The organism is Haemophilus sp. HN_Hi16, assembly GCF_049823435.1.
Classification (GTDB): domain Bacteria; phylum Pseudomonadota; class Gammaproteobacteria; order Enterobacterales; family Pasteurellaceae; genus Haemophilus; species Haemophilus influenzae_D.
Window position 1 is genome coordinate 1,726,213 of record NZ_CP187500.1, and the last position, 14,113, is coordinate 1,740,325.

General features: G+C 38.6%; 12 protein-coding genes, 1 tRNA gene, 1 pseudogene and 1 other annotated feature. Of the genes and pseudogenes, 2 read left to right on the top strand and 12 right to left on the bottom strand.

Annotation, left to right across the window (positions count from 1 at the left end; genetic code table 11):
- Positions 1-3 precede the first annotated feature (3 nt).
- Positions 4-79 (top strand) — tRNA-Lys (locus tag ACPT9C_RS08570).
- A gap of 223 nt (positions 80-302) precedes the next feature.
- Here the strand turns inward: ACPT9C_RS08570 and thrC are convergent.
- Genes thrC through thrA form a run of 3 tightly spaced genes read right to left on the bottom strand, consistent with a single transcriptional unit; the run spans position 303 to position 5,024 of the window.
- Positions 303-1,580, bottom strand: a complete 1,278-nt coding sequence (gene thrC, locus ACPT9C_RS08575) for a threonine synthase (protein WP_118879842.1) — start codon at positions 1,578-1,580, stop codon at positions 303-305.
- A gap of 42 nt (positions 1,581-1,622) precedes the next feature.
- Complete coding sequence (thrB, locus tag ACPT9C_RS08580) at positions 1,623-2,567, bottom strand: homoserine kinase (RefSeq protein WP_118879843.1); 945 nt, start codon at positions 2,565-2,567, stop codon at positions 1,623-1,625.
- 9 nt (positions 2,568-2,576) lie between these two features.
- Positions 2,577-5,024, bottom strand: coding sequence for a bifunctional aspartate kinase/homoserine dehydrogenase I (thrA, locus tag ACPT9C_RS08585; RefSeq protein WP_118879844.1), 2,448 nt, complete (start codon positions 5,022-5,024; stop codon positions 2,577-2,579).
- Positions 5,025-5,059: 35 nt separating this feature from the next.
- Positions 5,060-5,178, bottom strand: a sequence feature (Thr leader region).
- A 170-nt stretch (positions 5,179-5,348) separates the two neighbouring features.
- Between thrA and ACPT9C_RS08590 the strand changes: the two genes are divergently transcribed.
- Positions 5,349-6,062, top strand: a complete 714-nt coding sequence (locus ACPT9C_RS08590) for a YggS family pyridoxal phosphate-dependent enzyme (RefSeq protein ID WP_114893658.1) — start codon at positions 5,349-5,351, stop codon at positions 6,060-6,062.
- Between the two features lie 39 nt (positions 6,063-6,101).
- Here ACPT9C_RS08590 and ACPT9C_RS08595 read toward each other — a convergent pair whose 3' ends face one another.
- From ACPT9C_RS08595 to nagA, 9 genes and pseudogenes are all read right to left on the bottom strand, one after another.
- Complete coding sequence (locus ACPT9C_RS08595) at positions 6,102-7,238, bottom strand: glycerate kinase (protein WP_021034965.1); 1,137 nt, start codon at positions 7,236-7,238, stop codon at positions 6,102-6,104.
- Between the two features lie 8 nt (positions 7,239-7,246).
- Positions 7,247-8,506, bottom strand: a complete 1,260-nt coding sequence (locus tag ACPT9C_RS08600) for a GntP family permease (protein ID WP_050846818.1) — start codon at positions 8,504-8,506, stop codon at positions 7,247-7,249.
- Positions 8,507-8,627: 121 nt separating this feature from the next.
- Positions 8,628-9,734: a PucR family transcriptional regulator gene (locus tag ACPT9C_RS08605; RefSeq protein WP_050848305.1), complete on the bottom strand. Its 1,107-nt coding sequence runs from the start codon at positions 9,732-9,734 to the stop codon at positions 8,628-8,630.
- Between the two features lie 116 nt (positions 9,735-9,850).
- A pseudogene (locus tag ACPT9C_RS08610) lies at positions 9,851-10,066 on the bottom strand (GntP family permease); the annotation flags it as partial.
- A gap of 88 nt (positions 10,067-10,154) precedes the next feature.
- A complete protein-coding gene (locus ACPT9C_RS08615; RefSeq protein ID WP_118879845.1) occupies positions 10,155-10,910 on the bottom strand; it encodes a class I SAM-dependent methyltransferase in 756 nt (251 codons plus the stop codon).
- Between the two features lie 158 nt (positions 10,911-11,068).
- Complete coding sequence (locus ACPT9C_RS08620) at positions 11,069-11,731, bottom strand: YadA C-terminal domain-containing protein (RefSeq protein ID WP_230306505.1); 663 nt, start codon at positions 11,729-11,731, stop codon at positions 11,069-11,071.
- Complete coding sequence (locus ACPT9C_RS08625; protein WP_050948537.1) at positions 11,715-12,026, bottom strand: hypothetical protein; 312 nt, start codon at positions 12,024-12,026, stop codon at positions 11,715-11,717. Before ACPT9C_RS08625 ends, ACPT9C_RS08620 begins: the two co-directional genes overlap by 17 nt.
- A gap of 151 nt (positions 12,027-12,177) precedes the next feature.
- Positions 12,178-12,759: a hypothetical protein gene (locus tag ACPT9C_RS08630; protein ID WP_366663783.1), complete on the bottom strand. Its 582-nt coding sequence runs from the start codon at positions 12,757-12,759 to the stop codon at positions 12,178-12,180.
- 191 nt (positions 12,760-12,950) lie between these two features.
- On the bottom strand, positions 12,951-14,099 hold the full coding sequence (gene nagA, locus ACPT9C_RS08635) for an N-acetylglucosamine-6-phosphate deacetylase (protein WP_050948539.1): 1,149 nt from the start codon (positions 14,097-14,099) through the stop codon (positions 12,951-12,953).
- Between the last annotated feature and the right edge of the window lie 14 nt (positions 14,100-14,113).

Consider the following 14,113-nt stretch of genomic DNA (forward strand, 5'->3'; position numbering starts at 1 on the left):
ATTGGGTCGTTAGCTCAGTCGGTAGAGCAGCGGACTTTTAATCCGTTGGTCGAAGGTTCGAATCCTTCACGACCCACCACTTATTAAAATAAAGCAAGCAGCGAAACGTCTTTTTTTATCGCCTAAATTTAATACTACTTTTTCAAATCACTGTCTTATTGATAAATAGCTATTCTTTCTATTAATATAAAACTAATTAGTTAGTACATCCTTATTTTTTATCTTAATACCCTATTTTCTAAAAATAAAATAGCACCTGAAAATCAGATGCTATCCAAAACACAATAAAAATTTACCGCACTTTATGACTTCAATAAGTAAGCCCGTAGTTGTGCAAAATCATTATCCATTTCATCAGAAAGCAATGGTAGCTGATTATGTTTATCCAGTGCTTCAGGTAATGAAAGCTGAATACCAAGAATACGTTCTACGGATTCTTTAAATTTCGCTGGATGTGCTGTACATAGGAAGATTCCTGTTTCACCCGCTTTAAGTTGATCTTTCAGCACTTGGTAAGCTATCGCACCGTGAGGTTCACATAAATAACCTTTCGCCTGCATCGCTTTTAAGGTATCTTCTGTTTCACTATCACTTAGCATACCCGAACCTAAATCAGTTAAATTCCAATCATTTCGTTTAAACAATTCTTCCACTCTCGGCCAATTATTTGGGCGACTGACATCCATTGCATTAGAAAGAGTTGCAACTGTCGTTTTAGGCTCCCAATTACCCGATTTTAAATAACGTGGCACTGTATCATTTGCATTTGTTGAGGCAATAAAGCGTTTTATCGGCAAGCCTAAGGTTTTTGCAATTAACCCTGCAGTTAAGTTACCAAAATTACCACTTGGCACAGAAACCACAACATTATCACGTTTTTCTTTTGGCAATTGTGCGACAGCCTCAAAGTAATAACAAACTTGAGCTAATAAACGGCTAATATTAATAGAATTTGCAGAGTTAAGTCCGATAGCTTGGCGTAATTCAACATCATCAAAGGCTTGCTTAATTAAAGCCTGACACGCATCGAAATCAGCGTTAATAGCAACAGTACGAATATTCCCACCTAAAGTACAGAATAGCTTTTCTTGTAATGGGCTGATTTTGCCTTTTGGATAAAGGATAACTACATTAATATTTTCTAATCCATAAAACGCATGTGCTACAGCGGCTCCAGTATCGCCAGAGGTTGCCGTTAAAATAGTGATTTTGCCATCGCCACGTACTGCAGCAAGTGCTTGTGCCATAAAACGACCACCAAAGTCTTTAAATGCTAATGTGGGACCATGAAATAATTCAAGCGCATAAATATTATCTTCAACTTTTTCTAACGGTGCAGTGAAAGTGAATGCATTTTTCACCATCTCATCTAAAGTTGCTTTCGGCAATTCTTCACCGATTAATGCACCAAGAATTTTTTGGCTACGCTCAACAAGAGGTAATTCAAGTAATTCATCAATGTTATTAAGTTGCGGAATAACTTCTGGAAAGAATAAACCTTGATCCCGCCCAAGACCTTGACGAACAGCCTGAGAAAAAGTGACTTGTTCTTCTGGGTGTTTGATATTGTATAAATTCATATTTAATCCGTTTTTAATCTGATTTCATCTATTTAAATTAACTTATTTAATTTCTCTTGTGCCTTCGTTATCGACCTTACATACATGCACAAAACCTTCATTATTTTGTAAATAATGATTCTCTAAATAAGTTGAAAGTTTAATTGCAGTTTGTAAATCAGGGGCAATAGAGAAAATTGTTGGTCCAGAGCCTGAAATACCTGTGGCAAGTGCGCCTAAGTCTCGCGTAGCTTGTTTTACTTCAGCAAAATTAGGTAACAGAGATTCACGATAAGGCTCGGCAATGACATCTTTCATCATAATCGCTGCAAGGTTTTCCTGATGGGTATGGCAAGCATGCACAAAGCCACCTAAATGACGACCATGGGCAATCACGTCTTGTCGAGTATAGCTTTTCGGTAAAATTGCACGAGCTTCAGCAGTAGAAACTTCAATTCCTGGATAGGCTAATACCCAATACCAATTATCAAAAAATGGCAGTTTTTGACAAATATTGCCAAGCGATTGCACCATAAATTGCACACCGCCAAGATAGCAAGGTGCGACGTTATCATAATGGATTGAACCAGAAATACGACCTTCCAATTCTCCCATCATTTCAAGCAATTCCATTTTCGAAAAAGGTTCATTATGAAACTGATTTAATGCCACTAATGCAGCAACAATAGAACAAGCACTAGAGCCTAAACCAGAGCCAATAGGCATATTTTTTTCCAGCGTTAAACGCAAAGGTTTTACATTTGCTCCGCATAATTTTAATTGCTCACTAAATAGCACATAAGCTTGGTAAACAATATTTTTTTGCGGTTCTTTCGGTAATTTACGAACAAAATAGCCCGCACTTTCTAACTCAAAATCACTTGAAATAGATTCTATTTGAACCACATCGCCTAACAAAGAACCATCAATTGGAGAGATCGCAGCACCTAAAGTATCGAATCCTACACTAATATTTGCGCTAGATGCTGGAGCATAAATTCTTAACATCTGAAATCCTTAATGTTGTAATGTTCTTAAAATATCTGCAAAGATACCTGCCGCAGTAACTGCATTGCCTGCGCCATAACCACGTAATAAAAGTGGAATTGGTTGGTAATAACGAGTGTAAAATGCTAAGGCATTTTCGCCATCTTTTACTTTATAAAGTGGGTTATTCTGATCCACTGCAACAATAGATACTTTGCATTTACCTTCGCGAATTTTTCCAACATAACGCAATACTTTGCCTTCAGCTTTAGCGGTGGAAACACGAGCTTTAAATTCTTCATCAAGCTGTGGCAACATTGCCATAAATTCATCTGCAGATTTTCCTTCAGAAAAGCCTTTCGGCAATACACCTTCAACTTCAACATCGGAAAGTTCAAGTTCAATTCCTGCTTCACGAGCCAGAATTAATAATTTACGCGCTACATCTTGTCCTGAAAGGTCATCACGGGGATCTGGCTCAGTAAAGCCTTTTTCTCGCGCAAGTGCGGTGACTTCTGAAAGAGAAAGTCCTTCTTCTAATTTACCAAAAATAAAGGAAAGCGAGCCAGATAAAATACCTTCAAAATATTCAAGTTCATCGCCTGCGGCAAGTAAGTTTTGAAGATTTTCAATAACTGGTAAACCTGCGCCCACATTGGTTTCATACAAAAACTTATGGTGGCTTGCTTGAGCATTTTGACGTAATTCATTGTAATATGCTAATTCTCGTGTATTCGCTTTTTTATTTGGTGTAACCACATGGAAACCTTCTTTTAACGCACGAGCATAAAGCCCTGCAACAGACTCCGCCGAAGTACAATCTACAAATACAGGGTTTACCACATGATGTAATTTAATGAAAGAAAGCAATACATCAAAATCTGATGGCTGAGTCGCATTTTCTAAATCAGTTTTCCAATCCTCTAAATTTAATCCATTTTCATCAAGCAACATACGATTAGAATTTGCTATAGCGCAGACACGAATTTCAACATTCTTCTTTGCTAAATACTCCTTTTGGCTCTTTACCTGCTCTATTAATTCTCCGCCTACTCCACCAACGCCCACTAAAAACATATCCACTACTTTTTTATTATTGAAAAGTGCCTGATGGGTAGCTTTTACGGCTTCGATCGCTTTATTTTGTGACACAACTGCAGAAATTGAACGTTCACTAGAACCCTGTGCAATCGCTACAATGCTAATATTTGCCTGTGCTAATGCAGAGAAGAAACGAGCAGCAATACCTTTCGCTTGCTTCATTCCATCGCCCACAACAGAAATAATGGATAAATCTTTAATCACTTCAATTGGTTCTAATTGATGTTCATTTAATTCGTTAGCAAACTCAGTTTCTAGTACGGTTTTCGCGACTTCTGCAGATTTCACAGGCACACAGAAACTAATACTATATTCAGACGAAGACTGAGTAATTAAAATAACTGAAATACCTGCGCCTGACATAGCTGAAAATACACGAGATGCCATACCTACCATGCCTTGCATACCAGGGCCTGATACATTAAACATCGCCAAATTGTCTAAGTTAGTAATACCTTTGACTTGCAAACTTTCTGATTTCACATTGCCATCAATAATAGAACCTGGTGCAGAAGGATTTCCTGTATTTTTAATGACACAAGGAATATTTTGTGGCAACAATGGGCCAATCGTACGAGGATGAATGACTTTCGCGCCAAAATAAGAAAGTTCCATTGCTTCACGATAAGAAAGCGTTGGTAATAAACGTGCATCAGGCACTAAACGCGGATCGCAAGTATAAACGCCATCCACATCGGTCCAAATTTCGCATACGCTTGCGCCTAAACAAGCGGCTAAACAGGCTGCAGAATAGTCTGAGCCATTACGACCGAGCAGCACCAACTCACCTTTTTCATTACCCGCAGTAAAACCTGCCATCAACACCACTTTATCTTTTTCGATACTTGCTGCATCAACACGTTTTGTTGATTCTTCAATTTCAACAGAAGACTCAAGATAACCGCCTTTTGCTAATAATTGCTTGACAGGATCCACAATATGTACACTATAGCCACGCGCTTCAAACCAAGCTTTCATCATTGCGATAGAAAGTTTTTCACCACGGCAATCAATCGTCGCTTTAACTGCATCTTCTACTTTTCCTGCCTGACGAATTTCTTCTAATAATTCTTTGATTTGAGCAAATTCAGCATCAATAAGCGCCTTGATGCCATTTAAGTCGAATTGATTATTTTCGGTATGCAAGCCATTGATGATATTATAGAAAATTTCGATTGCTTCGTTGAAATGTGTATCGGTTGGTTGATTTAATGCAGCTTTTTCAGAAAGGGCGACGAGATGATTAGTTATTTTGGCTGGTGCTGATAAAACACCAGCAGCCTGCTCTTCTAAATGAGCTTGCTCGATCAATTTCGCCGCTTGGGAAAAACGTTCTGGATTTGCAAGCGAAGTGCCGCCAAATTTAAGTACGCGCATAATTGGTTCTCCTAGAGATATTGTGTTTTTAAATTTATAAAAAAACCCGCTATTCAGTTGAATTGCGGGTTTTCAGTATCCTGTTTTTTGCTGCACTAACCCGCACCATTAATTGTAATAATGGTCATCATAATAGTGGTAATTGTGCTAATGATTACGGATAAAGTGCGGTTATTTTTCATTGTTTTTTATCTTGAAAAATGAATGCGTAAAGAAATACCGAAATTTCCCGAGCTTGTCAAACAGAAAGTAACAAATTTTTCAGAAATTTTCTCAGTAAATAAATTTCGTGTAAACTAACCGCACTTTTATAAAGGAGAACCTATGGATATCCAACATAATCTCAACCTAATTCAGCAAAAAATTGAAACGGCTTGCAAAGAAGCTAAACGCAATCAAAATACCGTAAAATTACTTGCCGTATCTAAGACCAAACCTATTTCCGCGATTCTTTCGGCTTATCAAGCTGGGCAAATAGCCTTTGGGGAAAATTATGTGCAAGAAGGTGTAGAAAAGATCCAATATTTTGAATCGCAAGGTATTAACCTTGAATGGCATTTTATCGGTCCATTACAATCGAATAAAACCCGTCTCGTTGCTGAACATTTTGATTGGATGCAAACGCTTCATCGAGCAAAAATTGCAGATCGTTTAAATGAACAACGACCGACCAACAAGGCTCGATTGAATGTATTAATTCAGGTTAATATCAGCGATGAAGAAAGTAAATCGGGTATTCAACCTGAGGAAATGCTAACACTGGCAAAACACATCGAAAATTTACCGCACTTATGCCTACGTGGCTTAATGGCAATACCCGCGCCAACCGATAATATCTTTGAACAAGAAACCGTGTTCAGAAAAATGTCAGACCTATTTGAACAACTGAAACAAGCCTTACCAAATCAACAAATAGATACGCTTTCTATGGGAATGACCGATGATATGCCGAGCGCAATAAAATGCGGTTCTACAATGGTACGCATTGGCACTGCGATTTTTGGTGCGAGAAATTATTCAACATCACAAAATAAATAATCATGGAATAAGGCTCGAATTTAAAACAAGCCTTATTTATTAATGAAATTTAAATGCCAGTACTCTCGCCACATTTTGAGCGGAAGAAATTAAATTTTGTTCGCCTTGTTTGAGAATATCCGATAAATCGCCAAGTTGGTGAATAATAGGAAACACCGCATCAATACCGTGATCAAACACCACATCATAATCTTCACGCAAACACCCTGCGATGGCGATCACTGGCTTATTGAACTGTTTTGCCGTACGCGCCACACCAATTGGCGTTTTACCCATAATACTTTGTGCATCTATTCGCCCTTCACCCGTAATCACCACATCAGCATCTTTTACATAGTCGATTAAACGTAACCGGTCTAACACAATTTGTATACCTGCTTTCAGTTGTACGCTTGGTAATAATAGCAATCCACCACCCATACCACCAGCAGCACCTGCGCCAGCCTGATCACGAATTTGTTTACCGCAATCACGTTCGGCAATTTCAGCAAAATGCGAAAGTGCAGCATCAAGTTGTTTCACCATTTCAGACGTTGCACCTTTTTGTGGTCCAAAAATGGTAGATGCGCCACATTCACCACAGAGCGGATTATTCACATCGCACGCTACTTCAATGTGAACTTGTTGCAAACGTGGATCTAATTGTTGAACGTCAATCTTCACAATATTTGCTAGCTCTGCTCCACCAAAACCGATAGGCTTATCTTGCGAATCTAAACATTGCATCCCTAGTGCTTGCAACATTCCTACACCACCATCGTTGGTTGCACTACCGCCAATGCCAAGAATGAAACTCTCCACACCTAAATCTAATGCCAGTTTAATCAACTCCCCTGTGCCGTAACTGGTGGTAAGCAAGGGATTGCGTTTTTCAGGCGGAACAAGATGTAAACCAGAAGCTGCAGCCATTTCGATAATCGCAGTTTTTCCATCTCCCGATAAACCGAAGAAACTTTTCACTTTGTCGCCCAAAGGCGCGGTGACTTCACATTCAATGAGCTTGCCTTGCGTGGCATCCACAAGAGATTGAACTGTACCTTCGCCCCCATCTGCCATTGGCAATTTTACATAGTCCGCATCAGGGAATACGCGTTTGAAGCCTGTTTCAATGGCAGTAGCTACTTCAAGTGCGGTCAAACTTTCTTTAAAAGAATCAGGTGCAATCACAAATTTCATAACAACTCCTAGAATTTAAATACGCCAAAAATTAAGGTAGAAACAATGGTCATCATCAAACCGACCGCACTTTCATAAGGAATAAGTTTTAAACGTTCTTTGATATCCATATTCACACTACCGCCTGTGGCATGGAAGAAAGAACCATGTGGCATATGATCAAATACGGTCGCCCCTGCGTGAATCATTGCTGCACCAGCAAGACTGCTAATACCAAGTTCTAATAAGGTACTACTGAACACATTGGATGCCACCGCAGTACCTGCAGTGGTAGAAGCTGTCGCTAAAGACATCAACGCCCCTGAAATTGGTGCAAGAATGTATGATGGCAAACCTGAATGTTCCAAACCTTGAATCAATACTTCTTTTAAACCAGAATTAGCAATGATGCCAGCAAGCGCACCTGTACCAAGTAACATAATTGCCACGGGTGTCATTTTACTCAATCCATTGATAGCATAACTATTTATATTGCGAAGTTTGCCCATACAAAGCGCACCAATCAAACCACCTAACGGCAATGCAATTAATGGATCAACTTTAATATCAAACAATGGACGAAGTGCCAATAGCAAAATTGCCACTAAAGGTGCGACAAGTGCGGTCAGAAATGAAGGTAAATTTTGCGTTTCAAGCACGATTACCTCTTTGTCAGTTACTTTAGAACCTTTGTTGATTAAGCGTTTTGCTAAGAAGTAGGTGAGAATCAAACCAAATAGCGCGGGAATTATACCAGCCATCATCACGGAAGTGAGTGGCAAATGAAAAGTATCTGCTGCCGCAATGGCATTTGGGTTTGGCGACATAATATTACCAGCTTTACCACCGCCAATCATGGCGAGCAAAATTGCAGCTTTCGATAAATCGCTGCGACGCGCTAACGCTAAAGCAATTGGTGAAACAGTAATCACTGCTACATCCACGAACACACCTACCGCAGTTAAAATCATCGTCGCCAGTGCCAAGGCGAGTAAAGCTCGAGTTTCACCCAATTTATTAGTAATGGTTTCCGCGATGGAATTTGCTGCACCCGATTCAATCAACACGCCTGCCAACACACCAGCAGCTAAGATACGCATAACCGCAGTAGTAATACCCTGAGCACCACCGATCATTAGGCTCACTGTTTGCGATAAATCCGCACCGCCAATTAAGCCTCCAACCAAAGCTCCCACCAACATACCATAAGCTGGTGAGACTTTTTTCAAAATGAGGAAGATAGCAACGATTAACGCCACCAACGCACCTATTGCTGAGACTGTTGTCATTTTTTCTCTCCTATAAAAATTAAAACCAAGGAGATTATTTCTGTTTTATAGGGAAAATGCTTTATTAGAGCAAACAAAAAGTGCGGTTAAAAATCATCAAACTTTGTAAAGTTATACAACCTCAATGTTCTAACAACGTTCCGAGATAAAGCGTTAATTCATCATCTATCTTATTGAAAAATAAGCCAGTTATTTGCTCTATTTTGTTCAATCGATAACGCAAAGTATTCGGGTGAACAAATAATTTTTCCGCAGTGAGATAAAGATCACAATTTGATAAAAAATATTGTTGAAGGGTTTTATAAAGTGTCGCATTTTCTTCTGAGAAAAGGGGAGAAAGAGGTTTTATCAATTCGTTCCCTTGCCAAGAATGAGATAATCCAGCAAGTAGCACAGGCAATCGATGCTCATCAAACACATAAATACCTTTGCGTGGATGATGTTTTAATCCATAAGAAAGCGTGCTTTGTGCACTTTGAAAAGACAAGGGAAGTTGCTCAAAAAGCGGTAGATTTAGACAAGCACCTACAGCAATTTTATAATCTTGTTTTGAATAATCTGCAGGTAAAAGCGTTTTCATTTGAGCAGAAAGTACGGTGGAGTTTTGCCAAGTCTTTAAGACCACAACCTGATCAAGGGACAAAATTGCCACATCCTGTGCAAATTCAGACTGTTCTAAATAATTGATCAGATGCTGTAAATTATCCAGGGCTGGATTAAGTAACTTAATCAATACAACCACACGAGATTTATTTAAATCAAAAGAAAAAAATTTCGCCTGCTGTTCCATCTCTTTCCAATTCAAATTGCTGTGTAATAATTGTAAAATAAATTCTTCTTTGTAACGACGATGCCAGCTTTCTTGTTCGAGTAAAGCCTGTTGTTCCACAATAAGTTCTGCCGTCATTTTCACTAGTTCGGCATATTGTTTCACCTGCGTTGGCTCACCAGAAATCCCCACCACTCCAATATTTTTGCCTAAATAATGAATCGGTAAATTAATCCCTGGTTGCGCTTCAAAATTCCATTTTTGTGCCAACGCTTGATCAATCTCTACCACACGATTTTCCCTCAACGCCAATACCGCTCCTGTGTGCCGTTGATTCAAACGCGTTGAATTTCCCGACGCAATGATCACACCGTCGTGATCCATTACATTTACAGAGTGATGAATGATCTTCATTGCACGTTTAACAATTTTTTTGGCAGTGTATTTATCGAGTTGCATATTTGTAATAAAGAAGATAAATGAAGATAAAATATTGAGAAAAAGAAAGTTAGTCAAATATTGTTTTATCTGCAAGAAAAGACGCGAGACTATTCTCCCGCACTGCGTTTTTATCGCTATAATGTTTTATTCTGAACTTGAACATATCCCATAATTAATGCCAAAATCCCTAGTGGAAAAATAAGATCTATTACAGAACCATCATTTCCCCAAATCAAATTAGCAATAATAACGAGACTACCACTTATCGCCCAAGCAATTGTTGTAGGTATTGACCATACAATCATTTGTTTTTTTACATCATTAATCCCCATCATTCGATTCCAGAATAAATAAATTAATATAAATGATTTGCACCCCAAAACTAAACAAATAAGCTTACTCATTAAGGTGCAAATCAAAGTGCGGTTCATTTTTATATTATTTTTGACTACATACAGCAATAAAATGTAATTTATGTTCAGGATCATTAAAGGTTTTGAACATTCTTTTAAATTGCTCACGATTTTCCGCTTTCATGGCATTACGGATGATTTTTAACGTACCGAAAATTCCTTCATCATAAATCATTCCTTTTGGAGAAAGTAATGTCATCTCGCCAGAGAAAGTATCTACATATCTAAAGCCACTTTCTTGGAATATGCCTTTCCAGCCATCTTTCGTTAATGGCGTGACAGTCACATTAATCGCTTTGCGCATATTTTCTAGAATAGTTTGATGATCATTCCCCACCAGCATAACATCGTGAGTAAGCAATAAACCATTGGGTTTTAACACTCGAAAATATTCTGCAATGGCTTTTTTCTTAGCCTCCACGGGTAACATTGTGAGCATCGCTTCATTGATGACAATATCAAAACTTTCATCCTCGAAAGGCAATTTCATCGCATTCGCTCGCTGCACATGGATTTTTTCTTGCAAGCCATTTGCTTCGATATTTGCTTGTGCTTTTGCTAACGCATGTTCGTCTAAATCAACACCTTCAATATGACAACCAAATTGCTTCGCCAATCCAATGGCTGTCGTCCCCATATTACAAGCAACCTCTAACACTTTTTTATTTTGACTAAAATCGCCATTGGCAATTAACCAATCTGTTGCTTTTTTACCGCCTGGACGCAAACGAGTTTTACCTAAACGTGCAAGAAAATTATGCCCAACTTCATCTTTTGCCATATCTATCTCCTAGTAATTAACTTGGTTTTTATATTATAGATAAAAATGATAACTATTAAAATGGCAGATCAAACAAATAAGGCGGAATAATTGTTCCGCCTTTTTCTCTTATTTCTTCAATGCTTTTTTCAATTCAAGTAATTCTCGACGTAACTGTTTCAATTCGCTTTCCATTTCAGCTTGTTTATGCAGTTTTTTTCGGTTTCTACTTGTTGAGAACGCATCATCACTACTTCTTGTCTCAATTGCAAAACTTCCGCAGAATTGACCACACTTTGTGTTGAAACCGCAGGTTTGGATTTGTTACCAAATTTCCAAGAAACACCTACACCAAAAGTTTTTTCCGAACCAGAAAAACTCCCCGCTACATTAAGCAACACATTTTCAGCTGGCTTAAACACTACACCCATTGCCATCGCCTGCGCATTTTTATAGCTTCCTACACCTAAAGATAACGCAAATTTATCATCTTCGCCTAATTGTGCAGGTTTTAATGAAGCCAACGCCGCAGCACTTGCACCAACTCGGTTAATACGTAAATCTGTTCGATTTAAACGCGTATTTACGTGAGTGAATTGATTATCAATTTGTCCAAGTTTAGTTTCTGTACCATCTAAACGATTATTAACTTGTGTAAAGTTATTATTAACTTGAGTAAATTGGTTATCAATTTGACCCAGTTTATTGTCTGTATTATCTAAACGGTTATTGACTTGAGTGAATTTATTATCAACTTGAGCAAATTGATTATTCACTTGACCAATTTTAGTTTCTACCGCATTTAACTGACGAACATTTACTGCATCATTCTTCTGTGCCATCGGCGACATTAACGATTTGGCGGCGGAAATTAGTTGATGAATCACCAACAGAAACACTGTTTTCTCGATCTGCAAAGGACATATAACCTACAGCAACAGAATGTTTGGCAACAGACTTAGCATAAGCTCCTAAAGCTGTTGATTCTTTAGCATATGCTAAAGAACGATTCCCCACCGCAGTACTGTCTTCGTCTACTGCTGTACTGGAACTCCCCAAAGCCGTTGAATATCTGCCTATTGCGGTACTATATGTGCCGTAAGCAGAAGCCGTTAGTGCATGTGAAGATGAATGCATCCCAAAAGCTGTTGCAGCATAGGTTTTTCCATAAATTTTTCTAATTCTTCTGGTGTTTTTGAAAGAGTTCTTGTTGGGCTAGTAATTGAATTGGATAGAATGGCAGTACTGCCAGATTGTCTAACATAAGATTTCTTTAAGGCTTCAAGATCTATTTTTTACTATTTCCATATTCATTATTATACGCCTCAACTGTTTCAACTTTACTAAGCAGACCAACAGCAATAGAACCGTATCCGCCTAGGGCTTTGCTCTCATGTCCTAAAGCAATACTATATTCTTCATTCGCTTCAGACCATCGACCCAACGCCATACTTCGTTTTCCTAACGCTTTTGCATGCGTGCCAATAGCAATGCCTTCCCCATTAACTCCCGTTTCTGAATATGCTCCTATCGCAGTAGAATCCTTACCTAAAGATTTCGCCCCTTCTCCAATGGCAAGACTCAAATATTCGCCAGCCTTAGCACTCGCACCTATGGCAAGTGAATTTGAACCGGAAGCATTGGCTTCATTTCCTACGGCTATAGCAAGTTGTTTAATGGCTTTGGATTCACTTCCAACAGCAACAGTATCCGGTCCCGAGGCATCAGCGTTCAATCCAAATGCAACAGAACGAACGATTGCTTTTGCTCCAGAACCACAAGCGATACTATCTCCATCTTTTTTACATATTGACTGATCAATCGCAAAAAACTGAACAGGATAAAAAGAAGTAGAAAGAAGCAGGCTGATTAAAGAAAGTCGGGTTAGATTATTTTGCTTGCTTGCTTGCTTGCTTGCTTGCTTACTTAATGATTTTCATAATATTTTTCCTTTTGTCAAATAAATGATTATCGAAAGGCTTCCAAAAATTACAAAATATTAATAAAAAATCTGTGACGTATATCACAGATTTTTAAATCAATTAGCTATTTAGGCTTTTACTATTTACTCTCTTTCCACTTTCCATTTACTACTGTGCCGATCACTTTATAATCTGGCGTAAACACTGCTAAGTTTGCTATCTTACCTTTTTCTACCGAACCTAAACGATCATCTATACCAATTGCACGAGCTGGGTAAAGGTTACTCATTCTAATGGCTTCCGCAAGAGGAATTTCAACATATTCTACCGCATTTTTAATGGATTCCATCATTGTGATTGATGCCCCTGCAATCGTGCCATTCGCATCATAGCAACGCCCATCTTTGATATAAATTGTTTTTCCTACAAAGGTAAAACTTTCTAGTTCTGGCGGTGCACCTGCGGCTGCAATGGAGTCAGTCACAATACAAAGTTTGTCGCCTTTGATTTTTTTATCAATGCGAACATTGCCGTAATTCACGTGAATACCATCAACAATAATGCCTGTGTAAATATCGCTGTCTAGCACAGCTCCCACGACACCCATTGCACGCCCAGAACTAATTGGCGACATTGCATTATGCAAGTGAGTCGCAAAAGTTACACCTTTATGGAATGCGGCTTTAGCCACCTCATAGCTTGCGTTGGAATGCCCTACAGAGACAATAATGCCCGCTTCCACAAAATCGGGCGTATAGTTAATAGTTGGATTTTCTGCGGCAATGGTAATTTTTGTAATGACATCCGAATTTTCACAGAGAAAATCTTTCATTTCTGGCGTAATTTCACGAATATATTCGGGACGGTGCACGCCTTTTTTCTCAATGCTGAGATAAGGCCCTTCAATATGTAAACCAAGTGCTTGGTTTTTATGCTTGTTTAAATATTCACGCATAATTTTCACCGCACTTTTTATATTTTCATCAGGCGCAGTAATAAAAGTGGGAAGGAAACTTGTACAACCTGATTTTAAGTTAGTTTCCTGCATAATTTCCAAGGTTTCAACGCTAGTTTGGTCGTTAAACATCACGCCACCACAGCCATTTAATTGCAGATCAATAAAACCAGCAGTTAAATTATTACCTTGTAAATCAATGGTTTTGATGTCCTTTTCTAATTCAGTTTGCGGGATCACTGCTTCAATAGTCTCGCCATCAATTACTACCGCATAATCTCGTAGAATTTCATATTTAGTGTAGATCACACTGTTGGTTAATGCGTATTTCATTCTATACCTTCCAA